This window comes from uncultured Nocardioides sp., from assembly GCF_947489365.1.
Lineage (GTDB): Bacteria > Actinomycetota > Actinomycetes > Propionibacteriales > Nocardioidaceae > Nocardioides.
The window spans coordinates 188,296-213,997 of sequence record NZ_CANLDB010000003.1 but is presented as its reverse complement, the minus strand read 5'-3'; the positions used below and the strand labels follow the sequence as shown (position 1 = coordinate 213,997).

The window sequence follows — 25,702 nt, the reverse complement described above, 5'->3', positions numbered from 1 at the left end:
TGCCAGGGAGGGGCATACTGCCCCCCATGGACGAGGTGTCGTACCTCCACGAGCTGGCGCGGGAGCTGCCCCGCCGGCTGCGTGCGCTCCACGACCGCGACCTCGCCTACCCCGCCGCGGAGGTCGTCGTGACCCGCCTCGCGACCGAGGTCGCGGCCGACGGCATCGACGAGCTCCTGGTCAGCTGCCGCGGCACCGAGGTCGACGGCACCTGCTGGGAGTCCGACGCCCGCGTCCGCTTCGACCGCGAGTGGCGCGAGGCCCGGGTCCCGTACGTCGACTGGCTGGCCCGCATGCTCTTCACCGGCGCCGCCTTCGCCGCCGCCGACCTCAGCGACCCCGTGCACGCCGAGAACGTCACCGCCGCCATCCGGGACCCGCAGGAGCTGTGGGACCAGATGGTCGCCCGCGTCGGCGCCCGCGTCGTCGGCCCCGGTCTGGCGGAGGGCGACGGCGTGACCATCGCGATCACCCCTGAGGACTGGCTCGAGTACGTCTCCGCCGTCGGCGACGCCGCCGAGCACGACCTGGTGTCGACCGTCAGGTCCGAGCAGATCGACCAGGGCCGCTACGTGGTCTTCTTCGAGGGTGCCCTCCACCGCTCCACCCGCCCGGACCCACCCCCCGCCTGACCCGGACCGGGCGACGCACCGAGGTCTCGACGACGCGCGCTCGACCACCTGGCCGCGGCCGGAGATCGAGGTGCGAGGCCGGCCACGGCCGAGCCACGAGATCCCGGCACCCGGTGAACCACCGAGGTCTCGACGACGCGCGCTCGCTGCGCTCGCGTGCTGCTCGACCAGCCGGGACCCGACCGGAGATCGAGGTGCGAGGCCGGCCACGGCCGAGCCACGAGATCCCGGCACCCGGTGAACCACCGAGGTCTCGACGACGCGCGCTCGCTGCGCTCGCGTGCTGCTCGACCACCTGGGCCGCGACCGCAGATCGAGGTGGGCCGGGCTCAGACGGCGTCGGGCTCGGCGGCGGGGTCGCGGGTGACGAGGGGGCGCGGGGCGCGGGGAAGCCAGTCGCGGACGACGTGGTCGACGACGTGCACGCCGGGCGGGGCGGTGATGTGCCGCAGGCCGAAGACGGACTCCGGGCGGCCCTCGCGGATCGCGCGGTCGACCTGCCACTCGCGGCGCTTGCGGGGGATGCGGACCTCGCTGAACGCCGTGCTGCTCCAGTGGGCGAACTCGTCGGCGTCCAGCCACTTCAGCTCGACGCACATCCCGGGCGGGAGGTGGATCCGCTCGGTGTCCTCGGGGAAGACGCGGAGCTCCCACTCGAACGCCTTCTTGTGCACGTACTCCGGGCCCATCGGGTAGATCCACGGCTCGCGGAAGTCGACGCCCAGGTCGATCCAGGCCTCGGAGTCCGACACCACGGTCATCGAGTGCCGCGGCACGAGGGCGACCGCACCGGAGCCCTCCAGCTGCCAGGCCAGGTCGGCGAGCGTCCGCACGCCCTCCTCGGTGAGCACCATGTCGCCGTCCCACTTCATCGAGTACGACGTCCGCACGTGGCCGAACGACCAGTTGTAGAAGTGGGTGAGGCTGTGGACCGAGTCGGCGCGGGTGGAGAGGTTCTCCGTGCCGGCGCGGCTGACGCGGAACGGGTACTCGAGCAGCGTCACCCGGTCCGAGGCGTCCTGCTCGGCGGCCACGCGCGCGGCGACGTCCAGGGTGCCGTCGGAGGAGCCGTTGTCGACCACGACGACGTGCTGCACCGCGGCGAGGATCCCGGGCAGCACCCACGGCAGGTTGCGGGCCTCGTCCTTCACCCGGAACACGCAGGTCAGGCCGGTCTCGAGCGGCCCGTCGTTCCAGGCCCAGCGGACGTCGTACCCCTCGTGGCCCTCGAGGTTGGCGATGTCCGGGGGCCGGGTCGCCGGCGTCACGTCGGCTCCTGCTGCCGGCGTCCCCGGGCGCGGTCCTGCGAGGTGAGGCGGCGCAGCGCCGGGTCGACCAGCGGCCGCGGGGCGGCGGGCAGCCACACCTCGGTGACGTGGTCGACCACATGGGCCCCCGAGCCGGCCGGTACCTCGATCCGGTGCAGGCCGCTGGCGGCGTGCTCCTCCCACCGGCCCTCGACCAGGTCGGTGAAGAGCCGGTGCTCGCGCCGCTTGCGACGGGTCCGGAGGCTGGTGGCGAACGCGTCGACGTCGGTCCAGTGGGCGAACTCGTCGGAGTCCAGGTACTTCAGCTCCAGGCAGGTGCCCTCGGGCAGCTTCACGTGGTCCACACCCTCGGGGTGGATCCGCAGCTCCCACTCGAACGCCTTCACGTGCGGGTACGCCGGCGACATCGGGTAGCCGAACGGCTCCGCGTTGAAGAGCCCCAGGTCGAGGTAGGCGACGCGGTCGGACTCGACGTACAGGCTGTGGCGCGGCACGTAGAGCACCGCCTCGCGGCCCGGCAGGCGCCACGCGAGCTCGCGCAGCAGCTCCTCGCCCTCCCGGGTCAGGACCATGTCGCCGTCCCACTTCACCGAGTACGTCGTCGACAGGTGCGCGAACGACCACGAGTAGAACCACACCAGGGAGTGCACCGAGTCGGCCGGCGTGTACAGGTGCTCGGGGCCGCAGCGGCTCACCTGGAAGGGGTACTCGGTGACGGTGAGCTTCCCGCCCAGGCCGGTGGCGTCGGCCACCCGGCGGGCGACGTCCGGGGTCCCGTCGGTCGAGCCGTTGTCGACCAGCACCACCTCGGTCGCCGTCCGCAGCAGGGGCGGCAAGACCCAGGGCAGGGAGCGCGCCTCGTCCTTGACCCGCAGCACGATCCCGGTGCCGGGGCGCTGGCGGCGCGACCACGGCCAGACGATGTCGTAGTCGGCGTCGCCCTCACGGTTCGCCGCGCTCGCGCCGGCCGTGCCGAGGACGGCGGTCATCGGCTCGTCACCGCTGGCGGTTCAGCGCCGCGCGCACCCGGCGGCGGGCCCCCGCCGGCACCATCGCGCGCACCGAGTGCGGCACCTTGTCGGCGAGCCGGCCGCCGTCGGCGGGACCGGCGCCCGGGGCGCCCGCGGCACCTTGCGCGCCCAGACGCTCGCGCTCGCCGGCGGCGCCGGCGCGCTGGGCGGCGATCGCCGTCGACTGCGACATCGCCTCCGCCTCCTCGTAGGCCTCGGTGAAGACCTGGCGCAGCTCGTCGAGGCGCGCGTGCTCCGCCTCGGTGTCGCCGCCGGGGGTCGCGAGCGCGTCGAGGGAGTTCCACGTGCCGTCGGCGATCTCCCGCAGCCGGGCCGGGACCGGGACGTCGTCCCAGGTCAGCTGCACGCGGCGGAGGGTCGGGTCGATGAACTGGTGGACCTTGCGGATGTCCTTCGCGGTGGCCGCGCGCACGGCGTGGAGGTCGAAGCGCTCGCCGAGGTCGTGGACCGGCACGGTCCAGTCGTCGAGCATGTCGGCGTACCGGACGAAGGCGCGCAGCGAGCCGCGGGTGGAGCGCTCGGTGTGGAGCATCATGTTGACCCAGGCGGCGACGCGATTCACCTCGCCGAAGCGCTTCGCGTAGTACTTCTGCTTGCTGCCGACGACCTCGGTGACGGGGCGCAGCATCGTCACGTGGGAGCACGTCGCCCCGGCGCGGAGGGCCGCGGAGCGCCACAGCCCGAGGTACCAGGCGAGGCGCGGGTCCTTGACGACCAGCTCGTCGCCACCCTCCTCGAACTGCTGCTCCAGCCACTCGTGGATCTGGGCGCGCAGCGCCTCGTTGGTGGACTGCTTGCCGGTCTCGAACCAGGCGGACGGCCGGGCGTCGGAGACCTGCACGTTGACCCGCTTCAGCAGCTCGTTGTGCAGGTCGACGACCCAGCGGGGCTCACCGAAGCCGCGCGGGTTGGACTCGTCGGCGACGACCTCCGGCTGGGGGACGTGCATCCCCAGCGTCTGGAGGGTGCCGGACATCGTGCTCGTGCCGCTGCGACCGGAACCGACGACGAACAGCACGCGACGCTTGCCGGTCGGGGCGGGCTCGTCGACGCGGGGGGTGGAGCCGTCCTGGCCGGGGTCGGTGCCCGGCGGGGACGTCTCGGGGGTGGTGCTGGACATGGTGCCCAGGGTAGACGCGACGATGGGTCCGTGACCCCACCGCCCGCCGCCGACCGCGGTGGGCCCGACGTACGGCGCGGGAGCGGGCGGTCCGTCTCCGAGCACGGGCCGGGCGCCCGGGCGGCGCACTCCTTCTCCTTCGGCTCTCACTACGACCCCGCCAACCTGGGCTTCGGGCCGATCGTCTGCCACGACGACCACCGCCTCGAGCCGTCCGCCGGGTACGACGACCACCCCCACGCCGACCTGGAGGTCGTCACCTGGGTGCTCGGCGGCGCGCTGGTCCACCGCTCCCCCTCCCTGGACGGCGACGGCGCGCGCGGAGTCCTCGGCCCCGGAGCCGTCCAGGTGCTCTCGGCCGGCTCGGGCGTCGTCCACGCCGAGACCGGCGACCCCGCCGCCGGGCCGACCCGCTTCGTGCAGACCTGGCTCCGGCCGGACGTCGCGGGCACGGCGCCGTCGTACGGCCGGGCGGAGGCGCCGACCGCCGCGGGGCTGACGGCGGTGGCCGGGTCGGGCGGACCGGTCCCCCTCGGCGTCGCGGGGGCGACCCTGTGGGTGGCTCGCGGGGCCGGCGAGGTGACGCTGCCCGAGGCGGGGCGCCTGCACGTGTACCTCCCCCGCGGCGCGGCGAGCCTCGAGGAGGACGTCGACCTGGCCGCCGGGGACGCCGTCCGGCTCGTCGACGCGGGGGGTGCCCGGCTGCGGCTCGGGACCGGCGGGGAGCTCTTGGTCTGGTCGTTCCGATGAGTTCGGGCATCGACCTCGGTCGGTCGTTGTGGGCAGACTGACCACGACCACGAACCGGAGCTGACGGGTGAGCCAGATGGTGACGGACCAGAGGACCCAGACGAGCGAGCTGGACGACTTCGACGCGCTGGCGCAGCGGTACTCCCGCGAGCTGCACGCGCACTGCTACCGCATGAGCGGGTCGACCCACGAGGCCGAGGACCTCGTGCAGGAGACCCTGATGCGGGCGTGGAAGTCGCAGGCGACCTTCGGGGGCCGCAGCTCGGTGCGCACCTGGCTGTACCGGATCGCCACGAACGTCTGCCTGACCAACCTCGAGGGCCGGCCGAAGCGGCCGCTCCCCACGGGGCTGGGCACCGCGGACTCCATGGCCTCCGACGAGCTCGTCGCCGACGAGGAGGTGCCGTGGCTGCAGCCGGTCCCGGACGCCGCGGTCGTCGTCACCGAGCGGGACTCGATCCGGCTCGCCTTCGTCGCCGCCCTGCAGCACCTGCCCGCGCGGCAGCGCGCCGTCCTGATCCTGCGCGACGTCCTCCGCTGGAGCGCCGCGGAGGTCGCGGACGCGCTCGAGACCACCGTCGCGGCGGTCAACTCCGCCCTGCAGCGCGCCCACGCCCAGATGAAGGAGCGGGCGCTGACCGAGGACTCGGTGACCTCCGAGCTCACCGCGGCCCAGGAGCGGATGCTCGAGGCGTACGTCGAGGCGTTCTGGAAGAAGGACGTCGACGCCATCGTCGGGCTGCTCAAGGCCGACGCCGTGTGGGAGATGCCGCCGTTCACCGGCTGGTACCGCGGCGCCGAGAACATCGGCGAGCTGATCGCCACGGCCTGCCCCGGCGGCGTCCACGACATGGTGATGCTGCCGGTCAGCGCCAACGGCCAGCCCGCCTTCGGCCTCTACATGCGCACCCCGGACGGGGACTTCGCCCCCTTCCACCTCCAGGTCCTCGACCTGGACGGCGACCGCGTGCGTCACGTCGGCGCGTTCTTCGAGACCGAGCTGTTCGCCACCTTCGGGCTGCCGGCGCGGCTGCCCGCCGACGTGCGGACCGACGTCGGCGACGGGCCGGTCGTCCGGCCGGGGCAGGGGGCCGACCGGATCGCCGCCGCCCACGGCTCGTGACTCCGGACCCGTCGTCGGGTCCCGCGCTCGACGTCGCGGTCGAGCTCCTGGAGCGCTCGCTGGGTCACACCCGGATGGCGCTGGCGGCCGTCCGCCCGGTGCACCTCGCACGCCCCACCCCGTGCGACCGGTGGGACCTCGACGACCTGCTGTGGCACATGGACGACGCGCTCGACGCGTTCACCGAGGCGGCCTCGGGCCGGGTCCTCCCCGCCGTCGCCCGCCCCGCCGTCGCCCGCCCCGCCGTCGCCCGCCCCGCCGCCCTCGCGCCGGAGGGCGCCTCGGGGGTGGAGGCCCGGCTCGGACGGCTCCAGCGGAAGGCCTGCCACCTGCTCGGGCTGTGGAGTGCCCCGTCCTCCGCCCCCGTGCTCGTCGGCGGGCTGCCGCTGCCCGCGGAGCGGCTGGTCGGCGCCGCCGCGCTCGAGATCACCGTCCACGGCTGGGACGTCTCCCAGGCGACCGGTGAGGCCCGACCGATCCCGTCGGACCTCGCCACCGCGCTCCTGCCCGTGGCGGCGGCCGCGGTCGGCGTCGGCGACCGGGGACCGCGGTTCGCCCGCGCGCTCCTGCTGCCCGGCGGCACGCCCGCCGACCGCCGCCTGCTGGCGTTCCTCGGTCGGGCACCGCGGAGGCTCGACGACGTGGCGTGAGACCTGGGCGGCTCCGGCGGCCCGGGCGGCCCGGTCGGCCCCACACTGGGCGGGTGCAGGTCCACGCGGAGGTCTCCGAGCAGTACGCCGACTTCGCGGCGTACGCCGACGGGGACTCGCCCTGCTTCGCCGACTGGGCCCGACGGGCCGCGGAGGACGCGCAGGTGCTGGCCTGGCTGGCGGACCTGCCGGTCCCGAAGCGCCAGCCGAACCTGGTCTTCGCCGCCGCCCGCTGGCACGGCCTGACCGCGCCCGCGCCGTACGCCGCGCTCCGCGAGGCCCTGCTGGGTGACGACGGCACGATCGTGGCCACGGTCCGGTCCCGCTCGACGCAGACCAACGAGGTGGGCCGCACCGCCACCCTGCTCCCGGCGCTGGGACTCCTCGCGGACGCCACCCCGGGGCCGCTCGCGCTCGTCGAGGTCGGCGCCAGCGCCGGGCTGTGCCTCTACCCCGACCGCGTCCGCTACCGGTTCCAGCCGACCACCGACGGGCGGGACGACGGCGAGCCGGTGCTGCTCGGCGGGGACGGGCCCGAGCTGGTCTGCCGCGTGGCGGGCACCCCGCCGTACCCCGCCGCGGTGCCCCGGGTCGCGTGGCGCGGCGGCATCGACCTGCACCCCCTCGACGTCACCGACGACGACGCGATGGCGTGGCTGGCGACGCTGGTGTGGCCCGAGCAGGAGGACCGCCGTCGCCGGCTCGCCGAGGCCGTCGCCGTCGCCCGCACCGACCCGCCGGTCCTGGTCCGCGGCGACCTGCTCGCCGAGCTGCCCGCGCTGGTCGACCTGGCCCGCTCCCACGGCCGGGTGGTCGTCCAGCACAGCGCGGTGGCGGCGTACCTGACCGTCGAGGAGCGCGAGACGTTCGTGGCGACCATGACCCAGCTCGTCGCCGACGGCGCCTGCCACTGGATCAGCAACGAGGGCAAGGACGTCCTGCCCACCCTCACCGCCACCGGCCCGCCGGTCCCCGCCGACCTGGCCACCTTCGTCCTCGCCCTCGACGGCCGCGCCGTCGCCTGGACCCACGGCCACGGCCGGTCGATGAGCTGGTTCTAGCGCCGGGCCGGTTCCGGCCCCGCCGCGCCCACCCACGCGCCCCCTGGGCCCCACCGGGCGTACGAAACCCCGACCTGGCTGGGGAAACTTCGTCAGCCCAGTCGGGGTTTCACCAGCCGACCCGCGAAACCCGAGACGGGTGGGGCCCGTGGGACCGACGCCGGACCGGGCGTACGAAACCCCGTCCGGGCTGACGAAACTTCGTCAGCCCAGTCGGGGTTTCACCAGCCGACCCGCGAAACCCGAGGCAGGCGGGGCCCCTGTGACCCGAGCCGGGGCCGGGATCAGTCGGCGGCCTGCTTCTCGCGCCACTTCCGCTCGAAGGGGAGGCGCCAGGCGCGGGGGGCGACGAGCTGGTGGATCTGGTTCGGGCCCCAGGAGCCGGGCTCGTACGGCCGCACGGGCGGCGGGTCCTCGACGAGCGCCTCGGAGATCTCCCAGAGCCGCTCGACGCCCTCGGCGGAGTTGAAGAGGGTGCGGTTTCCCTTCGAGGCGTCGAGGATCAGACGCTCGTACGCCTCGAGGACGGAGCCCTGCCACGACGTCTCGTCCATGGAGAACTGCATGGACACCTTGTCGAGGCGGAAGCCCGGGCCGGGGCGCTTGCCGTAGAACGACAGGCTCATCCGCGGCCGGTCGGACAGGTCGAAGGTCAGGTGGTCCGGCCCGTGCTGCCCGACGCCGGAGCCGTCGGGGAACATCGACTGCGGCGGCTCCTTGAAGGCCACCGAGATGATCCGCTGGCCCTCGGCGAGCTTCTTGCCGGTGCGGAGGTAGAACGGCACGCCGGCCCAGCGCCAGTTGTCGACGTAGCACTTCAGCGCGATGAAGGTCTCGGTCTCCGACTCGGGGTCAACGCCCTTCTCGTCGCGGTAGCCGAGGTACTGGCCGCGGACGACGTCCTCGGCCTGGATCGGCAGCATCGACCGGAAGACCTTGTACTTCTCCTCGGTGATCGACTGCGGGTCCAGCGCCGTCGGAGCCTCCATCGCGGTGAACGCCAGCACCTGGAACAGGTGGGTGACGACCATGTCGCGGTAGGCGCCGGTCGACTCGTAGAACGACGCTCGCTGCTCCAGGCCGAGCGTCTCGGGGACGTCGATCTGGATGTGGTCGATCATCGTGCGGTTCCAGATCGGCTCGAACAGTCCGTTGGCGAACCGGAACGCCAGGATGTTGAGGGCCGCCTCCTTGCCGAGGAAGTGGTCGATGCGGAAGACCCGCTCCTCGTCGAAGACCTCGTGGACGGCGGCATTGAGCAGCTTGGCCGACTCGAGGTCGGTGCCGAACGGCTTCTCCATGACGACGCGGCCGCGCTCCGTGAGCCCTGCGTCGCGCAGCCGGTGGAGGACGGCGAGGGCCGCGTTGGGCGGCACCGACAGGTAGTGCAGGCGCTGCTGCGGCTCGCCGCAGTCCGCCTCGGCCTCCTCGACCGCGGCGCGCAGCGCCTCGGTGGTCGCGCCGGGCGCCCAGAACAGCCGCTTCGCGAAGTCGGCCCACTGGTCCTCGCCGACGCCGGGCTCGAACTCCTCGATCGCCTCGCGGGCGAACTGCACGAACGAGTCGCGGGTGAAGTCGTCGAGGGAGGTGCCGACGATCTGCACGTTCGGCATCAACCCGGAGGAGATGAGGTGCAGCAGGCCCGGCAGGAGCTTGCGCCGGGAGAGGTCACCTGTCGCGCCGAACAGCACGACGGTGGTCGGCGGGGCGGGGCGACCGCGTTCGCGGTCGGAGGCGTTCACCATGGGCCCACGATCCCACGCGCACGTGACGGCCACGTGAATCGAGACCCGCGCCGGACGGCGGCCGCCGACAGCCGGCGCACAGGGTCCCGGCGCCCATCCACTACGGTGTGGGGCCCGTCGCGGGGGCGACGGAGGACGGGGGTCCTGACCATGACGACGTTCCTCGTCATCGGCGCGTGCGGTCTCGCGGTGCTCCTGGTGTCCCTGCTGGTCGGCGAGCTGCTCGAGGGCCTGTTCGACGGCGTCCCCGGGGACTGGTTCTCCACCGAGGTCGTCGGCGCGTTCGTGGCCGCCCTCGGCTTCGGTGGCGCACTCGCGGAGGGCCTGGGCGCCCCCACGGCCCTCGCGATCGGCGCCGGGATCGGCGCGGGTGCGGTCTTCGGCGCGTTCGCCGCGTGGTTCACGCGCCTGGTGCGCTCGGGCGGCACCGAGGACACCCCCTCGACGAACGACGTCCTGGGCTGGGACGCCCGGGTCGTCTCCCCCATCCCCGCCGACGGCCTCGGGGTCGTCACCGTCCGCCGGGGCGGTCACCTGCTCCGGTTCAACGCCCGCGCCGAGGTGGCGCTGCCCACCGGGGCCGAGGTCCACGTCACCGGCATCCTCTCGCCGACCGCCGTGACCGTCGCCCCCCTGTGGCCCGACACCCTCGAGCAGCAGCTCGGGGACCCAGAGGAGAAGTGATGCTCTCACCCACCCTGATCGCGATCCTGGGCTTCGTCGCCCTCGTCGTCCTCGTCGTCCTGCTGGTCACCAGCCGGTACAAGGTCGCGGGCCCCAACCAGGCGTTCATCGTGACCGGCCGCAAGGGCAAGGCCGTGCTCAACCCCGAGACCGGTGAGCTCTCGACCGACCTGTCGGGGCAGAAGGTCGTCCTCGGCGGCGGGGTGTTCGTCATCCCGTTCGTGCAGAAGCTCGCCACCATGGACCTCTCGAGCCGCCGGATCTCGGTGCAGATCCGGGGTGCGGTCTCCGGGCAGGGCATCAAGCTGAACGTCGAGGGCGTCGCCATCGTCAAGGTCGGCGGCAACGCCGACCAGATCCGCCTGGCCGCCCAGCGCTTCCTCTCCCAGCAGCAGGACGTCGAGCCGTTCACCCAGGAGGTGCTCGCGGGCGCGCTGCGCTCCATCGTCGGCGGCCTGACCGTCGAGCAGATCATCCGGGACCGGGCCGCGTTCGCGCAGCGGGTGGCCGACGAGTCGGAGAACTCGCTGACCGGGCAGGGGCTCATCCTCGACACCTTCCAGATCCAGGACGTCACCGACGACGGCAACTACCTCGCCGACCTCGGCCGCCCCGAGGCCGCCCGCATCGGCCAGGCCGCCTCGATCGCCGAGGCCAACGCCCGGCAGGCCGCCGAGCAGGCCCGCATCGCGGCGGAGGAGGAGATCGCGATCTCCCAGCGCCAGCTCGCGCTGAAGCAGGCCGAGATCAAGGCGGAGACGGACGCCGCGTCGGCGAAGGCCGCCGCGTCCGGGCCGCTGGCCCAGGCCGACCGGGACCAGGCGATCCTCACCGAGCAGGAGAAGGTCGCCGTCCGTCAGGCGTCGCTGACCGAGCGGAACCTGGAGACCGAGATCCGCAAGCCCGCCGACGCCCAGCGCTACCGGGTCGAGCAGGAGGCCGAGGCCAAGCGGACCGCCGAGATCGCCGCCGCCGACGCGCGGAAGGCCGCGTCGATCGCCGCCGCCCAGGCGAAGGCCGAGGAGGCCCGCCTGACCGGTGAGTCCGAGAAGGCACGGCGCTCCGCGCTGGCCGAGGCCGAGGCGATCGAGGGCGAGCGTCGCGGCCAGGCCGAGAAGAGCCGCCGCGTCGCGGAGGCGGACGCCACCCGCGCCGAGGGCGAGGCGCAGGCGGCCGCCGTCCTGGCCGTCGGCTCCGCCGAGGCGGAGGCGATGGACAAGCGGGCGGAGGCCTTCGCGTCCTACAACGACGCCGCGGTCCTGCAGATGCTGATCGAGGTGCTGCCGCAGATCGCGAAGGAGGTCGCGGCCCCGATCGGCGCGATCGACAAGCTCACGGTCGTCTCCACCGACGGCGCCGGCGCCCTGCCGAAGCAGGTCAACGAGAACGTCGTGCAGACCCTCGAGATGCTGCGGAACTCCACCGGCCTCGACCTGACCGAGCTGATCGGGCGCTCGGTGAAGGGCGCCACCGAGCGGACGGATCCGGCGGGACGCCCCGAGCCCGCCGGTCAGTCGACGGGGATCACCACGTAGGTGGTCTCGAGGTACTCCTCGATCCCCTCGAAGCCGCCCTCCCGGCCGTAGCCGCTCTCCTTCAGACCACCGAACGGCGCGGCCGGGTTGGACACCAGACCGGCGTTGGCGCCGAGCATGCCGTACTCGAGGCGCTCGGCGAGCCGGATCGTCCGGGCGATGTCGTTCGTGAACGCGTACGACGAGAGCCCGTACTCAGTGTCGTTGGCGCGTTCGACGGCCTCGTCCTCGGTCTCGAACGTGGTGATCGCCGCAACAGGGCCGAAGACCTCCTCGCGGGTGATCCGCGCCGCCTCGGGGACGCCGGTCAGGACGGTCGGCGGGTAGAAGTAGCCGGGTCCCTCGGGGCGCTCGCCCCCGACGACGACCTCGGCGCCCTGCGACACGGCGTCGGCGACGAGGTCCGCGACCTTGTCGACGGCCGCCGCGTTGACCAGCGGGCCGACGTCCACGCCGTCGTCCTGGCCACGGCCCACCGTCAGCGCGCCCATCTTCTCCGCGACCTTGGCGGAGAACTCCTCGGCGACCGAGGAGTGCACCATGATCCGGTTGGCCGCGGTGCAGGCCTGGCCCATGTTGCGCATCTTCGCGGCCATCAGCCCGTCGACCGCCGCGTCGAGGTCGGCGTCCTCGAAGACGAGGAACGGCGCGTTGCCGCCCAGCTCCATGCTCACGCGCTGGAGGTGGTCGGCCGACTGGCGGACCAGGGTGCGCCCCACGGCGGTGGACCCGGTGAAGCTGACCTTCCGCAGACGGGCGTCCTCCTGCAACCGGACGCTCATGTCCTTGTCGGACGTCGTCGGGACGACGTTGAGGACGCCGGGCGGCAGGCCGCACTCGGTGAGGACCTCGGCGAGGGCGAGCATCGTCAGCGGCGTCGCCGGCGCCGGCTTCACGACCATGGTGCAGCCGGCGGCGATCGCGGGCCCGATCTTCCGGGTGCCCATGGCGAGCGGGAAGTTCCACGGGGTGATGAGCAGGCAGGGGCCGACCGGCTTGGGGATGGTGAGGAGCCGGGTGCCGCCGGCGGGCGCCGTCATCCAGCGGCCGCTGATGCGGACCGCCTCCTCGGCGAACCAGCGCACGAACTCCATCGCGTAGGCGACCTCGCCGGCGGCCTCGCCGAGCGGCTTGCCCATCTCGAGGCTCATCAGCTCGGCGAAGCGGTCTGTCTGCGCGGTGACCTTCTCGAAGGTGGCGCGGAGCATCTCGCTGCGCTCGCGCGGGGGCGTGCGGGCCCAGTCGTGCTGCGCGGCGACGGCGGCGTCGAGTGCCGCGACGCTGTCGTCGACGGACGCGTCGGCGACCGTCGCCAGGAGGGACTCGTCCGCCGGGTCGAGCACCTCGAAGGTGCCGCCACCGGAGGCGTCACGCCAGTCACCCCCGATCAGGAGGCGGCGGTGGTCGGGGGCCAGCAGCGCGTCGTCGAGCATGGGACAACTCTGACACGACGGGCGGCCCGCAGTCAGCGGTGACCGTCATGCCCAGCGCAGGACCAGCACGGGACCGGCGCGGGGACAGCGCCGGGACAGCGCCGGGACAGCGGTGCCGACACAGGTGTCGGCACCCACCAAAGATGCTCCCAACAGATGTTTTTCCGGACCTGCTGACAATCCCTGGGTGGCAGGGGGTATTGTCCTCCGTACCGAACCCCTTGCCGACCCCATGCGGCGAGGGGTTCGGCTTTGTCCGGGGCAGGGCACGGCGATCCGTGCCGTCGTTCGGCGTCGCGCGGCTGTCCGGTCGGCCCGGCAGCTGTCCGGGAACGTCCGGGAAGCCCGTCCGGACGCCTACGGCAGGTGCTCGCGCAGCAGCGCCGCGAGCTCGGTCCGGGACCGGACCCCGAGCTTGCGGTAGACCCGCGTCAGGGCCGCCTCGACCGTCTTGACGCTCAGCCAGAGCCGCTCGGCCGTCTCCCTGTTGGTCGCGCCGTCGGCGACGGCGAGGGCGACGCCGCGCTCGGCGTCGGTCAGCGCCGAGAGGATCCCCTCGCCCCCGGGGGTGGGCCCCGCCCCGGCGGAGCCCTGCTGCTCGGCCTCGATCTGGCTCACCCAGGGCCGGGCCCGCAGCGCGCTGAAGTGGGCGTGGGCGGCGGCGAGGGCGTCCCGGGACGCCGCGGCCCGCCGGCGGCGTCGCTCCAGGTGGGCGCGGGACAGCATGGCCCGGCCGACGTCGATGCCGAGCCCGAGGTCGCGACAGACCTTCTCGGAGCGGTCGAGGAGGCCGGTGGCCTCGTGGGTCTCCCCGCGGGCGGTGAGCACCTCGGCCTCGACGCGGTCCAGCTGCGCCGCCACGCCGTCGGTGCCGTGGCGTCCGTCGAGGGCGCGGCGGGCGCGGGCGAGGACCCCGGCGGCGGAGTCGACGTCCCCGAGCGCGACCAGGGCCGACACGAGGTCCGCCTGCCACCGGTTCACGGTGGGGTCGCTGATCCGGTGCCCCTCCTCGATGGCCTCCACCTGCCGCAACGCCTCCGCCGCGGAGGCCGACTCCCCCCGTCTCAGGCGCGCGTGGCCGATGAGGATCAGGTGGCGCTGGAGGTAGCGGTTGTCCCGCTCGTCGGCGGCGACGGCGGCCCCCCGCGTGGCGAGGGCGAGCCCGTGGTCGAGGCCGCCGCCCGCGAGCTCCGCCAGGGCGGAGACGAACCAGACCGAGTACGGCGCGACGTCGTGCTCCTCGGCCAGCGCGGCGGCGCGTCCGGCGTGGTGCAGCGCCGTCTCGCAGTCCCCCCGGCGGACGGCGACCTCGACGAGGCTGCGCAGCAGGTGCATCCGGTCCGCGGCGGGTCCGTGGTCGGCGCGGGCCAGCAGGGTGCGGAACTGGGTCAGGGACGCCTCGAGGCGGTCGTCGTACAGCGCGAAGCGGGCGGCCATGTACGCCGGGGAGGTGTGGACCCTGCCGGTCTCGGGCTCCACGGGCAGCGCCAGCGCCTCGTCGAGGAGGACGTCGGGGTCGCCGCGGCCGGTCCAGCGCCGGGCGACGGCCAGCACCGGCAGGGCGGTGGCGAGCGCGGCCGCGTCGCCGGAGCGGCGCAGGAGCCGCACTCCCTCCTCGGCGGCCAGGCCGGCCTCGATCGGACGGGAGTCGACCATCGACAGCCGGGCCCGCTGGAGCAGGACGTCGGCGAGGAGACGCTCGTCGGTGCCCGCGTCCGCCCGGGCCGCGGTGAGCACCTCCTCCATCGCCATCACGGTCGCGCCCGCCAGCTCCAGCAGCGCCAGCCGGACGCGGACGCGCTGCTCGGGGGTCGGGCCCGCGTCCCAGAACTCCTCCAGGGCGTCGTACGCCGCCTCCGCGGCGTCGCCGGCGGTGCCGTGCTCGACGGTCGCGGCCAGCCACTCGGCGCGCTCGGCGGCGAGCTCCGCGGTCGCGTGCTGCGCGGCGAGGAGGCTCAGGTCGGCGGCGGTCCCCCGCTCGCCGCGGGCCCCGGCCTCGCGGGCGTGCCGGGCGAGCTCGTGGGCGAGGTCGGCGTCGGGCCGGGGATCGGCGAGGGCCAGGTGGCGGACCCGGTCGGCGGGGGTGGTGGCCACCTCGGCGAGCTGGCGGTGCCAGGCGGTGCGGACCTCCGCCCCGGCCCGCTCGGCGAGGAGGCGGCCCAGCACGGGCGGCACGAGCCGGACCGTCGAGGAGTCCCGTCGTACGAGGCCCACCCGGGAGGCCCGGCGCAGGTGCTCCTCGGCGTCGGCGCGCCCGGCGCGCTCCAGCTGCCGCACGGTGGGCCGCAGCAGCAGGGCGGCGCACACGAGGGTGCCGACGACCTCGTCGGGCAGGGCCGCGAGGCGGGCGCCGAGGGCGCGCTCCAGCTCGACCGGGACGCCGGTGGGTCGCCCGAGCAGCGCGGGCCGGTCACCGGCCGCGCCGCCCAGCGCGAGCGCCAGCGCCGGGACGCCGCCGGACTCGACGTGCAGGCGCTGCGCGGCGCGCGGGCCCACGCCGTACGGCGCGAGCAGCTCGATGGTGCCGGTGCTGTCGAGCGGCGGGACCTCGACCTCGGCGAGGCCGGGCACCTCCAGCGCCGTGGGGAGGGGGTACGCCGCGTCGACGGCGACGAGGCTCGCGACGGTGTCGGTCAGCCGCCGGCAGGCGAAGGCCAGGACGCCGAGGGACGCGGGGTCGACGAGGTGTCCGTCGTCCACGAGGACGAGCACCCGCACCCGGCCCGCCAGGGCGCGCAGCAGCTCGAGGGCGCACCGGTGGGGGTCGTCCACCTTCTCGAGGTCGACGGGGGCCCGCAGGTCGTCCGGGAGCTGCGCGAACAGGTCGCGGACTGCCCCGTAGGCGAGGCCCTGCTCGCCGGCGACGCCGCCGACCCGCAGCACCCAGCCGCCCTCGGCGACGTGGGCGTCGGCGAGGGCGTCGAGGACCGCGCTGCGGCCGACCCCCCGTCGTCCGACGAGTGCGACCGGTGTCCCGGCGCCCAGCAACCCGCGGAGCCGACCGATCAGCTCCGCGCGGCCGACGAGCGCCGGCGCCACGGACTAGCGACCGTCGGTCGAGGCGCTCTCCCCCGTGCTCGCCTCGTCGGCGCGGGAGTCCTTGCCGGTCGGCGAGCCGGTGCCCTCGGGCGTGCCCATGCCGTTCTCCTCGCGGGCGTTGCCCTTCTTGGCCATCTCGCGGCCCTTCGGGCTGGTCAGCGAGGCGATGACCGTGATGAGGAGGACGCCGACGATCACGCCGAGCGACACCCCGGTGCTGACCTCCCAGTCGATGACCGGGTCGCCGCCGTTGATCCAGGAGATGTTGTTCTCGTGGAGGGCGTGGATGAACAGCTTCACGCCGATGAAGGCGAGGATGATCGCCAGGCCGTAGGACAGGTAGATCAGGCGGTCGAGCAGGCCGTCGATGAGGAAGAACAGCTGCCGCAGGCCCATCAGCGAGAACGCCGTGGCCGTGAAGACGATGTAGCTCTCCTGCGTCAGGCCGAAGATCGCGGGGATCGAGTCCAGCGCGAAGAGCAGGTCGGTGCCGCCGATCGCGATCATCACGAGCAGCATCGGCGTCATCATCCGCTTGCCGTTCTCGTACGTGAACAGCTTGTCACCGTCGTAGTAGTCGGTGGTGTTCATGCGCTTCTGCGCGAAGCGGATCACGAAGTTGTCCGCGGCGTCGTCCTCGCTGTCGTCCTTCAGGAGCGTCAGCGCCGTGTAGAAGAGGATCAGGCCGAAGATGTAGAAGATCCAGACGAACTGCGCCACCAGGGCCGCGCCGACGGCGATGAAGGCCGAGCGGGCGATCAGCGCGAAGACGATGCCGAACAGCAGCACCTTCTGCTGGTCGGCGCGCGGGACCTTGAAGCTCGCCATGATGACGAGGAACACGAAGAGGTTGTCGACGCTCAGCGCCTTCTCCGTGATGTAGCCCGCGAAGTACTCGCCGCCGTAGGTGGCGCCGTGGGCGTCCCACGTGAACCAGAGGAACCCGAGACCGAAGAGCACGGCGAGGCCCACGTAGATGGCGGACCAGACCGCCGCCTCGCGCAGCGTCGGCTCGTGCGCCTTGCGGACGTGGAAGACGAAGTCGAACGCGAGCAGGCCGATGATGGCGGCGACCGTCAGCCCCCAGACGAGCGGCGATACGACCAGGTCATCCATGCGAAGGTCCGATCCTCAGGGTGCAGTGTCAGCCGCACACCTCTCGCCCCGCGATGGTCATCGCAGGTCGCGCCGGTCGCGTGCCTGCGCCCAAGAGTACCGGCGGTCGGCACGCCGCACCGACTTCGGGTCGGACAGGTCGACCCCCGCCTCGCGCGCCGCGCGGCGCACCGCCGGCGAGTCCAGGTCGGGGGCGATGAACGGGCGGGGCTCGATCCCCGCGTCCCGCGCGGCGTACCGGCGCTGGCGGGCGGCCTGCTCGTCGGCCGAGGCGCGGGCCGCGGCGACGGCCGACGTGCTCGGCGTCACGCCGCCGACGACGGGCGTGTAGCCGTCGCGGTGGCCCGCGACGTTGGGGTGGTAGCTCTCCCCGACCGGGTTCGACAGGCCGTTCAGCCACTCGACGTCGTCGCAGACCGCGTGGCCGGTGAACGCCGAGGTCGGGTTCGCGAAGGCGAAGCCTCGCCCGCTCGCCGCGGCGGACAGCCGGGTGTTGAGCTGGTCGGCGGTCTGGTTGAGCCGGGTCTGCTCCGACGGGGAGAAGAAGGTGCCGGCGTTGCAGTCCTCCCCCATGAAGACACGGGGGTAGCCGACGACGGTGACGCGGGCGTTCGGGGCAGCGGTCCGGACGCGGTCGTACAGCGTGCCCAGCGCCCCGGGCAGCGGGCCCGCGACGTACGCCTGGGCGTCGTCGACCGCGGCGTCGCAGTCGCTGGCCCAGGCCGGGAGCGCGCACTCGGTGAGGACGTCGGCGAACCCGGCGTCGTTGCCGCCGACCGAGATCGTCACCCGGCCCGTGCCCGCGCCGAGGGCGGACAGCTGGGAGGCCGTCACGTCACCGATGGTGGCGCCGGAGCAGGCGCGGAGGTTCAGCGACCAGCCCCGGGCTGCGGCCAGCAGGCTCGGGTAGGCGCGGGCCGACCGCTCGCAGTCGGTCCCGTCGTCCAGGTAGTCGCGGGTGCCGGTGCCCGAGGAGTAGGAGTCGCCGAGCGCGACGTACTCCAAGGCCTGCGCGGCCGCGCCCGCGTCCTCCGCCCCCGCGGGGGCGACGCCGGTGAGCAGCGGGGAGGCGAGCAGGGCGGCGAGGGGTCCGACGACGTGGCGTGCGCGCATGCCGGTGACGCTAGGAAGACCCGCCTCGCCGCCGCGACGGGGAAACCCCTCGTGTCAGGCGCCGGCTCAGGCTCCGGTCAGGCGCTCCGCGAGGTCGGCGGCGGTGGTGCCGTACGCCTCGAGCAGGACCACCCGGCCCCGCTCGTGGTCGACCGCGAAGACCCCGAGGTCGGTGAAGACGCGGTCGACGCAGGCCAGCCCCGTGGCGGGGTAGGTCAGGGACGGCACGATCTTCGGGCTGCCGTCCTTGGCGAACAGCGACATCATCACGAACACCTGCTTCGCGCCGATGGCGAGGTCCATCGCCCCGCCCACGGCGGGGATCGCGTCGGGCGCGCCGGTGTGCCAGTTCGCGAGGTCGCCGGCGGCGCTGACCTGGAAGGCGCCGAGCACGCAGACGTCGAGGTGGCCGCCGCGCATCATCGCGAAGGAGTCCGCGTGGTGGAAGTACGACGCACCCGGCGGCTCGACGACCGGCACCTTGCCGGCGTTGATGAGGTCGGGGTCCACCTCGTCGTCGTGGGCGGCGCGGCCCATGCCGAGCATCCCGTTCTCGGTGTGGAGGACGACGCCCTGCGCGGGGTCGAGGTGGTCGGCGACGGTGGTGGGCTGGCCGATGCCGAGGTTCACGTAGGCGTACGCCGGCACGTCGCGCGCCACCCGGGCCGCGAGGCCGGCGCGGTCGAGGGGCTCGGGGTGCTCGGCCGCGCCGCTGACGTCCAGCGGCAGGCCCTGCTGCGCGGTCACGACGTCACCACCCGGTCGACGAAGATGCCGGGCGTGACGACGGCCTCGGGGTCCATCGCCCCGAGGTCGACCGTCTCGCGGACCTCGACGACGGTGGTCGCGGCCGCGGTCGCCATCACGGGCCCGAAGTTGCGGGCGGTCTTGCGGTAGACGAGGTTGCCCATCGGGTCCGCGGCCTGCGCGGCGATGAGCGCCCAGTCGCCGCGGATCGGCATCTCGAGCACGTGGTCCCTCCCGTCGATGGTGCGCTGCTCCTTGCCCTCGGCGAGCAGCGTGCCGACCCCGGTCGGCGTGTAGAAGGCACCGATCCCGGCGCCGGCGGCGCGCATGCGCTCCGCGAGGTTGCCCTGCGGGACGACCTCCAGCTCGACCTCCCCGGCCCGGTAGAGGCCGTCGAAGACGTAGGAGTCGGCCTGGCGGGGGAACGAGCAGATGACCTTGGCCACCCGGCCGGCCTTCAAGAGGGCGGCGAGCCCGGTCTCGCCGTTGCCGGCGTTGTTGGACACGATCGTGAGGCCCTTCGCCCCGACGTCGATGAGGGCGTCGACGAGGCGGACCGGCATGCCGGCCATGCCGAACCCGCCGACGAGGACCGTGTCGCCGTCGGCGACGCCGGCGAGGGCCTCCACCGGGTCGGTGTGGAACGTGGTGCGGCCCATCTCAGGCCTCTCCTTCCGCGAGCGCGCTGCGGACCAGCCGGAGCGCGTGGTTGGCGTCGGGCACACCGAGGTAGATCGCGCACTGCAGCACGAGCTCGCCGATCTCGGCCTCGCTGAGGCCGTTGGTGCGAGCGGCACGGACGTGCATGACGAACTCCTCGTCGTGCCCGCGCGCCATCAGCGCGGTGAGGGTGATGAAGGAGCGGGTGCGGCGGTCCAGGCCCGGGCGGGTCCAGATGCCTCCCCAGGCGTAGGCGGTGATGAAGCGCTGGAACTCCTCGCTCATGCCCCCCGCCTCCGCGGCCGCGGCGGCGGCGCGGTCGACGTGGGCGGCACCGAGGACGGCGCGCCGCACGACCATCCCGGCGTCCTGGACCTCGGTGGCGGTCGCCCCCGGGGTCAGCGCGGTGACGCCGTCCCGACCGAGGAAGCCCAGCAGCGCCTCGACGACGGCGTCCGGCGCCTCGGCGGGCGGCAGGTGGGCGACGCCGTCGAGGACGACGCGCCGGCCGTCGGGCACGGCACCGGTGGGGCCGGCGATCGGCGTCGGGCCGTCGGGCGGGCAGACGGGGTCGGCGGCGCCGAGCAGCTCGAGCACCGGGACGGCGAGCCCGCCGAGGCGGTCGCGGACGTCGAAGGAGCCGAGCGCCTCGCAGGTCTGCGCGTAGCCCTCGGCGTCGAGCCGGGCCAGGGACTGCAGCAGGGGGACGGCGACCTCCGGGTGGGCGTCGGCGAACCCGGGCGCGAACCACCGCTGCCGGGAGCCGTCCAGCACCGCGGCGGTGCCCTCGGCGCGGACCAGCGCGGCGCGCTCGGCCCACATCGCGGGCTCGCCGATCCGGGGGGCGGACGCCAGGACCGCGACCGCGTCGACCCGGTCGGGGGCGTCGAGCGCGAGCTGCTGGCCGGTGGCGCCGCCGACCGAGACGCCGGCGTACACGAAGGTCTCGCCGGGCGCGTGCTCCTCGACGGCGGCGAGGACGGAGGCGGCGAGGTCGGCGACCGTGAACGGCTCGCCGACCGCGGCGTTGCCCCCGTGGCCGGGGAGGTCCCAGGCGACGACGCGGTACGCCGCCCGCAGCCGGGGCAGGGTGGCGCTCCACAGCGGCACGCACCCGGTCCCCAGCGAGGGGCCGAGGACGAGCAGCGGCGCGTCGGGTGGTCCGCCCAGGTCCGTGAGGGCGACGGGAGGGGTGGTCACGGGCTGTCCTCCGGGGGGTGCGGGGCGGCGAGGAAGGCGTCGACCTCGGCGAGGGCGACGTCGACGAGGTCACCGGCGGCGCCGAGGTAGGCGGGGTCGGGTCCGTCGGCGGGCTCGTGGCCGGCGAGGCGGGCCATGGCCTCCTGCTCGGAGCGGACGCCGTCGGCGGCGGCGAGCGTGGCGGCCATGCGGTCGGCGTCCACCCGGAGGCCGGCGAGGAGGTCGGTGGCCTGGCCAGCGGCGACGACGGTCCGGCGGGCGAGCAGCGTCAGGGTCTCCCACTCGGCGTGCCACGCCCCGTCGGAGCGCTCGTCGACCGCGGTCGCGGAGGCCACGTGGAGCGTCGAGGCGAGCGCGGGGGCGGCGAGCGCCGCGCGCCGGAGCAGGACGGCGAGGACGGGGTTCTGCTTGTGCGGCATGGTCGAGGACCCCCCTGATCCCGGGGCGCCGCCGCCCTCCGCGACCTCGCGGACCTCCGAGCGGGTCATCACCAGGACGTCGGCCGCGAGGTGACCCCACGCGTCGGTGCAGGTGACGAGGGCGTCGCCGACCGCGACGACGGGCTGCCGGGTGGTGTGCCAGGGGCGCGCGGCGACGAGGCCGAGGTGGCCGGCGACGTCGACGAGCAGGTCGAGTGCGGCGGCGGGCGAGCCGGTGAGCTCGACCGCGGCGGACAGGGTGCCGCCGGCGCCGCCGACCTGGACGGGCAGCGAGGCCCCGACCACGGCGAGGCCGGTGGCCGCGCCGAGCACCCCCGACGCCCACCCGGCGACCTTCAGGCCGAAGGTCGTGGGCACGGCGTGCTGGGTGAGGGTGCGGGCGACCGTCGGGGTGTCCCGGTGCTCCCGGGCCAGGTCACGGAGCAGGCCGAGCTGGGTGCGCTGGGCGCCCACGACCTCGCCGAGGGCGTCCCGGACGGCGAGCAGCAGCCCGGTGTCGACGACGTCCTGGCTGGTCAGGCCGCGGTGGATCCAGGTCGAGGTGGCACCGCTGGTGCGCTCGCGCAGCAGCGCGACGAGACCGAGGACCGGGTTGCCACCGGCCTCGCTGCCGGCGGCCAGCGCGGGCAGGTCGTCGGGGGTGACGAGACCCCGGAGGTCCGCGGCCGCGTCGGCGGGTGCGACCCCGGCGGCGACGAGCGCGCCGAGCCAGGCGTCCTCGACGGCGAGCATGCCGCGCAGGACGGCGGTGTCGTCGGCGACGCCGTCCGCCCGCTCGTCACCGGGCCAGAGCAGGCCGCTCACGCGTGCCGCAGGAAGACGGTCTCGCCCTCGCCCTGCAGGCGGACGTCGAAGCGGTGGCCGGTCGGCTCCGGGGTCGCCAGCAGCGTCCGCGCCCGCTCGGCGGGCAGGGAGGCGAGCAGCGGGTCCGAGGTGAGCAGCTCCTCCGCCTCGATCTCGCCGGCGGGCAGGTAGGCCCGGGTCAGCAGACGGTCCAGCAGGCCGCGGGCGAACACCGTCACCGCGACGTACGGCGCCCGGTCCGGGTCGTGGCGGCCGGGGCGGACCGTGGTGAAGGAGAAGCTGCCGTCGTCGCGGGTCGCGCAGCGGCCCCAGCCGGTGAAGGTCCACCCGTCACGGTGCAGCGAGCCCGGGCGCCGGACCACGGCACCGTCGGCGTCCGCCTGCCAGATCTCGAGCAGGGCGTCGGGGACCGGCGCCCCCGCGCCGTCGGTGACGACCCCGTGCAGGCGGACGGCGTCCTCGCGGCCGGGCGGCACGAGCTCGGAGTCCCCGTCGAAGGGCAGCGCGTAGCCGTAGAACGGGCCGACGGTCTGGCCGGGAGTGGGGGCCAGGTCCCCCTCGGTGCGGACTCCGCTCATGCGCCCTCCTCCTCGGTCGGGGTGCGGTGGGTGCCGGTGAGCACGATGTCCCACCGGTAGCCGGTGGCCCACTCGTGGGTGGTCACGTCGTGGTCGTAGTCGGCGACGAGCAGCTCCCGCGCGGCCGGGTCGGTGATCGACGAGATGATCGGGTCGAGGCCGACGAGCTGGTCGCCCGGGAAGTACATCTGCGTGATCGTCCGCTGGGTGAACTCGGTCCCGAAAAGCGAGAAGTGGATGTGCGCGGGGCGCCAGGCGTTGCGGTGGTTCTTCCAGGGGTAGGGCCCGGGCTTGATGGTGGTGAACCGGTACCAGCCGTCGTCGTCGGTGAGGCAGCGGCCCATCCCGGTGAAGTTCGGGTCGAGCGCGGCGGGGTGCTGGTCGCGCTGGTGGACGTAGCGGCCGCCCGCGTTGGCCTGCCAGACCTCCACGAGCTGACGTCGTACGGGCCGGCCGGCGCCGTCGAGCACGCGACCGGTGACGACCATCCGCTCGCCGACGGGCTCGCCCGCGTGCTGGATCGTGAGGTCGGACTCGAGGGCGTGGACGTCGCGCTCGCCGAAGCACGGCGCCCAGAGCTCGATGCCCTCCGGGTCGACCTGCTGGGGCGCCTTCGTGGGGTGGCGCAGCAGCGAGGAGCGGTACGGCGCGTAGTCCAGGCGGGGCTGGGGCCCGCGGTGGCCGTCGGCGGCACCCTCGGCAGCCAGGGCGTCGATCTCGGTGCTGATCTCCGCCTGGCTGTGGGCGGGCAGTGCAGTGGTCCTGGTCACGCCGCGACCGTAGCGGTGGCCCGCACGGCCGGGATGCGCCATGCTTCCGCTGAGCGGAAGCGCGCGGGCGACGGGGAGCTGTGACGGACGCCACCGTGGAGGCACGTACTGCGATGGAGGTCCCATGTCTGCCCACCCGTCCGCGCCCGCCCGCTCGTCCGCGGGGGCCTGGCCCGTCGTCCTGTGCTGGGTGGCCGTCGCGCTCGACGGCTTCGACCTGGTCGTCCTCGGCGCCGTGATCCCGACCCTGCTGTCGACCGGCGCCCTCGGCTTCACCGAGTCGTCGGTGACCCTCGCCGCGACCCTCGGGCTCGTCGGCGTCGGCCTGGGTGCCGTCGCGATCGGACCCCTCACCGACCGCTTCGGCCGTCGTCGTACGCTCATCGCCTGCATCACGTGGTTCTCGGTGACGACGCTGCTGATCGCGGTCGCGCCGAGCCCGACCGTCTTCACCACCCTGCGCTTCCTCGCCGGACTCGGCCTCGGCGCGTGCCTGCCCACGGCGCTGGCCTACATGTCCGAGCACGCCCGGGAGGGCCGCCGCGGGTCGGCGGTGACGCGCATGATGACCGGCTACCACGTCGGCGCCGTCCTGACCGCGCTGCTGGCGCTGCTGCTCGTCGACCGCTTCGGCTGGGAGGCGATGTTCGTCGTCGGCGGCGTCGCCGGGCTGGTCGTCGTCCCGCTGATGGCGTGGAAGCTGCCGGAGTCGGAGGCCTTCCTCGCGGCCCGCGAGGCCCGCGCCGCCGCGGGCGGGGTCACCGCGACGACCGCGGCGCCCGTCCGCTCGAGCGCCGTCCTGAAGGGCGGCTACCTGCGGATCTCGCTGGGGCTGTGGGTGGCGTCGTTCATGGGGCTGCTGCTGGTCTACGGCCTCAACACGTGGCTGCCGACGATCATGGAGGCGGCCGACTACTCCATCAGCGCCGGCGTCGGCCTCCTCCTCGCGCTCAACGTGGGTGCCGTCATCGGGCTGATGGTCGCCGGGAGCGTCGCCGACGCCCGCGGCACCAAGCCCGTCGTCCTGGCCTGGTTCGGCATCGCCGCGGTCTTCCTCGCCGCACTCTCGATCCGGATCGAGAGCACGATCCTCGTGTACGCCGCCGTCACCCTCGCCGGCGTCTTCGTCTTCAGCGCCCAGGTGCTGGTCTACGCGTTCGTCGGCCACCTCTACCCGCCGGAGATCCGCGGCACCGCCCTCGGCCTCGCCGCCGGTGTCGGCCGGGTCGGCGCGATCGTCGGGCCCTCGCTCGGCGGCGCGCTGGTGGCGGCCGAGCTCGCCTACCCCTGGGGCTTCTACATCTTCGCGCTGGCCGCGGTGCTCGCGGTGGTGGCGCTCGCCGCCGTCCCCGCGCACGGCCCCGCCGCCCGTGCGCAGGACCCGGCCCGGGTGGGCTGAGGCCGCGTGGCGGGTGTGGCCGGGGGGTCGAGCGCGGGCGAGTCCGTCACCAGTCGGTCGCTGGCGCTGCTCGGTGCCTTCGACGAGGAGCACCGCCGGCTGACGCTCACCGAGCTCGCGGACCGGGCCGGCATCCCCCGGTCGACCGCGCACCGCCTGATCGGTGAGCTCGTCGACTGGGGTGCGCTCGCCCGGTCGGGGGACGGGTCGTACGTCGTCGGGCGACGGCTGTGGGACATCGGCCTGCTCGCCCCGGTCCAGGCCGGGCTGGTCGAGCAGGCCTCGCCGTTCCTGCACGACCTGTACGGCGCCACCCGTGCCACCGTCCACCTCGCCGTCCGGGAGGGCGTCGAGTGCCTCTACCTCGACCGGCTCCGCGGCCACTCCTCGGTGCCGGTCGTGAGCACCGTCGGGTCCCGCCTGCCCCTGCACGCCACCGGCGTCGGCAAGGTCCTCCTCGCCCACGCCCCGCGCGAGGTCCAGCTCGCCGTCCTGGGCGACCTGCGGGCGATGACGCCGTACACGGTCACGCAGCCGGGGACGCTGCGGCGCCAGCTCGAGGCGGTACGTCGCGACGACGTCGCCACCACCGCCGAGGAGATGAGCCTCGGCGCCTGCTCCATCGCCGTCCCCGTCCGCCGGGGCGACACCGTCGTCGCCGCTCTCGGCGTGGTGGTCGCCGACCTCCGCCGCGACCGGACCCGCCTGCTCGCCGGCCTCCAGGTCGCCGCCCGCGGGATCGGGCGGTCGCTGGGGCGGTAGCCCGGTGGGTCCGGTCGGTCACGCCGGGCTGCGGACGACGGA

The 25,702-nt window shown here is 74.6% G+C and carries 23 protein-coding genes and 1 pseudogene; 9 read left to right on the top strand and 15 right to left on the bottom strand.

Translation table 11 applies throughout. The features are described 5' to 3' along the window. Positions 1–26: 26 nt before the first annotated feature. Positions 27–632, top strand: a complete 606-nt coding sequence (locus Q0858_RS10090) for a hypothetical protein (RefSeq protein WP_299053506.1) — start codon at positions 27–29, stop codon at positions 630–632. 329 nt (positions 633–961) lie between these two features. Here the strand turns inward: Q0858_RS10090 and Q0858_RS10085 are convergent, their stop codons facing one another. The 3 genes from Q0858_RS10085 to Q0858_RS10075 are packed head-to-tail and all read right to left on the bottom strand — an operon-like array spanning position 962 to position 4,051. Continuing rightward, complete coding sequence (locus Q0858_RS10085; RefSeq protein ID WP_299053503.1) at positions 962–1,900, bottom strand: hypothetical protein; 939 nt, start codon at positions 1,898–1,900, stop codon at positions 962–964. After that, the gene (locus Q0858_RS10080) at positions 1,897–2,889 is read right to left on the bottom strand and encodes a hypothetical protein (protein ID WP_299053500.1); all 993 of its coding nucleotides are present in this window, start codon (positions 2,887–2,889) and stop codon (positions 1,897–1,899) included. The genes Q0858_RS10085 and Q0858_RS10080 overlap by 4 nt, the downstream gene beginning before the upstream one ends. 7 nt (positions 2,890–2,896) lie before the next feature. Beyond that, entirely contained in the window at positions 2,897–4,051 is a 1,155-nt protein-coding gene (locus Q0858_RS10075) for a sulfotransferase family protein (RefSeq protein WP_299053498.1), read from the bottom strand. A gap of 30 nt (positions 4,052–4,081) precedes the next feature. On the opposite strand from Q0858_RS10075, the gene Q0858_RS10070 reads away from it, so the two are divergent. The 4 genes from Q0858_RS10070 to Q0858_RS10055 all read left to right on the top strand — a co-directional run bounded on the left by Q0858_RS10070 (position 4,082) and on the right by Q0858_RS10055 (position 7,635). Next, positions 4,082–4,801: a pirin family protein gene (locus Q0858_RS10070; protein ID WP_299053496.1), complete on the top strand. Its 720-nt coding sequence runs from the start codon at positions 4,082–4,084 to the stop codon at positions 4,799–4,801. Positions 4,802–4,877: 76 nt separating this feature from the next. Next, positions 4,878–5,924: a sigma-70 family RNA polymerase sigma factor gene (locus Q0858_RS10065; protein WP_299054529.1), complete on the top strand. Its 1,047-nt coding sequence runs from the start codon at positions 4,878–4,880 to the stop codon at positions 5,922–5,924. Further along, a complete protein-coding gene (locus tag Q0858_RS10060; protein WP_299053492.1) occupies positions 5,921–6,574 on the top strand; it encodes a TIGR03086 family metal-binding protein in 654 nt (217 codons plus the stop codon). The genes Q0858_RS10065 and Q0858_RS10060 overlap by 4 nt, the downstream gene beginning before the upstream one ends. A 53-nt stretch (positions 6,575–6,627) precedes the next feature. Beyond that, positions 6,628–7,635: a DUF2332 domain-containing protein gene (locus tag Q0858_RS10055; protein ID WP_299053490.1), complete on the top strand. Its 1,008-nt coding sequence runs from the start codon at positions 6,628–6,630 to the stop codon at positions 7,633–7,635. Between the two features lie 284 nt (positions 7,636–7,919). On the opposite strand, the gene zwf is transcribed toward Q0858_RS10055, so the two are convergent. After that, positions 7,920–9,380, bottom strand: coding sequence for a glucose-6-phosphate dehydrogenase (gene zwf, locus Q0858_RS10050; protein WP_299053486.1), 1,461 nt, complete (start codon positions 9,378–9,380; stop codon positions 7,920–7,922). Between the two features lie 150 nt (positions 9,381–9,530). Between zwf and Q0858_RS10045 the strand changes: the two genes are divergently transcribed. After that, entirely contained in the window at positions 9,531–10,064 is a 534-nt protein-coding gene (locus tag Q0858_RS10045) for a hypothetical protein (protein ID WP_299053483.1), read from the top strand. After that, positions 10,064–11,599: an SPFH domain-containing protein gene (locus Q0858_RS10040; RefSeq protein ID WP_299053481.1), complete on the top strand. Its 1,536-nt coding sequence runs from the start codon at positions 10,064–10,066 to the stop codon at positions 11,597–11,599. Before Q0858_RS10045 ends, Q0858_RS10040 begins: the two co-directional genes overlap by 1 nt. On the opposite strand, the gene Q0858_RS10035 is transcribed toward Q0858_RS10040, so the two are convergent. The 11 genes and pseudogenes from Q0858_RS10035 to pcaH all read right to left on the bottom strand — a co-directional run bounded on the left by Q0858_RS10035 (position 11,575) and on the right by pcaH (position 23,499). Then, positions 11,575–13,032, bottom strand: a complete 1,458-nt coding sequence (locus Q0858_RS10035) for an NAD-dependent succinate-semialdehyde dehydrogenase (RefSeq protein WP_299053478.1) — start codon at positions 13,030–13,032, stop codon at positions 11,575–11,577. The genes Q0858_RS10040 and Q0858_RS10035 overlap by 25 nt on opposite strands. A 357-nt stretch (positions 13,033–13,389) precedes the next feature. Next, complete coding sequence (locus Q0858_RS10030; protein WP_299053475.1) at positions 13,390–16,071, bottom strand: LuxR family transcriptional regulator; 2,682 nt, start codon at positions 16,069–16,071, stop codon at positions 13,390–13,392. A gap of 3 nt (positions 16,072–16,074) precedes the next feature. Beyond that, positions 16,075–17,187 (bottom strand): TerC family protein, encoded by a 1,113-nt coding sequence (locus Q0858_RS10025; RefSeq protein ID WP_299053473.1) that lies wholly within the window; start codon positions 17,185–17,187, stop codon positions 16,075–16,077. Between the two features lie 57 nt (positions 17,188–17,244). Then, positions 17,245–18,300 (bottom strand): GDSL-type esterase/lipase family protein, encoded by a 1,056-nt coding sequence (locus tag Q0858_RS10020; protein ID WP_299053470.1) that lies wholly within the window; start codon positions 18,298–18,300, stop codon positions 17,245–17,247. Positions 18,301–18,366: 66 nt separating this feature from the next. Continuing rightward, positions 18,367–19,023, bottom strand: a complete 657-nt coding sequence (locus Q0858_RS10015; RefSeq protein WP_366916013.1) for a CoA-transferase — start codon at positions 19,021–19,023, stop codon at positions 18,367–18,369. A gap of 20 nt (positions 19,024–19,043) precedes the next feature. After that, the gene (locus tag Q0858_RS10010; protein WP_299053464.1) at positions 19,044–19,706 is read right to left on the bottom strand and encodes a 3-oxoacid CoA-transferase subunit A; all 663 of its coding nucleotides are present in this window, start codon (positions 19,704–19,706) and stop codon (positions 19,044–19,046) included. 1 nt (position 19,707) lies between these two features. Next, a complete protein-coding gene (locus Q0858_RS21535; protein ID WP_366916012.1) occupies positions 19,708–20,067 on the bottom strand; it encodes a carboxymuconolactone decarboxylase family protein in 360 nt (119 codons plus the stop codon). Positions 20,068–20,157: 90 nt separating this feature from the next. After that, a pseudogene (locus Q0858_RS21530) lies at positions 20,158–20,817 on the bottom strand (alpha/beta fold hydrolase); the annotation flags it as partial. A gap of 86 nt (positions 20,818–20,903) precedes the next feature. Then, positions 20,904–22,151: a lyase family protein gene (locus tag Q0858_RS10000; RefSeq protein ID WP_299053461.1), complete on the bottom strand. Its 1,248-nt coding sequence runs from the start codon at positions 22,149–22,151 to the stop codon at positions 20,904–20,906. Beyond that, positions 22,148–22,729, bottom strand: coding sequence for a protocatechuate 3,4-dioxygenase subunit alpha (gene pcaG, locus Q0858_RS09995; protein WP_299053459.1), 582 nt, complete (start codon positions 22,727–22,729; stop codon positions 22,148–22,150). The genes Q0858_RS10000 and pcaG overlap by 4 nt, the downstream gene beginning before the upstream one ends. Beyond that, positions 22,726–23,499 carry a protocatechuate 3,4-dioxygenase subunit beta gene (pcaH, locus tag Q0858_RS09990; protein WP_299053456.1) on the bottom strand — a complete coding sequence of 258 codons (774 nt, stop codon included), beginning with the start codon at positions 23,497–23,499 and terminating at the stop codon, positions 22,726–22,728. The genes pcaG and pcaH overlap by 4 nt, the downstream gene beginning before the upstream one ends. 124 nt (positions 23,500–23,623) lie before the next feature. Here pcaH and Q0858_RS09985 point away from each other — a divergent pair, with 124 nt between their 5' ends. Together Q0858_RS09985 and Q0858_RS09980 are read left to right on the top strand one after the other, a co-directional pair. Further along, positions 23,624–24,898, top strand: a complete 1,275-nt coding sequence (locus Q0858_RS09985; RefSeq protein WP_299053454.1) for an aromatic acid/H+ symport family MFS transporter — start codon at positions 23,624–23,626, stop codon at positions 24,896–24,898. Between the two features lie 6 nt (positions 24,899–24,904). After that, positions 24,905–25,660, top strand: a complete 756-nt coding sequence (locus Q0858_RS09980; protein WP_299053452.1) for an IclR family transcriptional regulator — start codon at positions 24,905–24,907, stop codon at positions 25,658–25,660. Positions 25,661–25,702 lie beyond the last annotated feature (42 nt).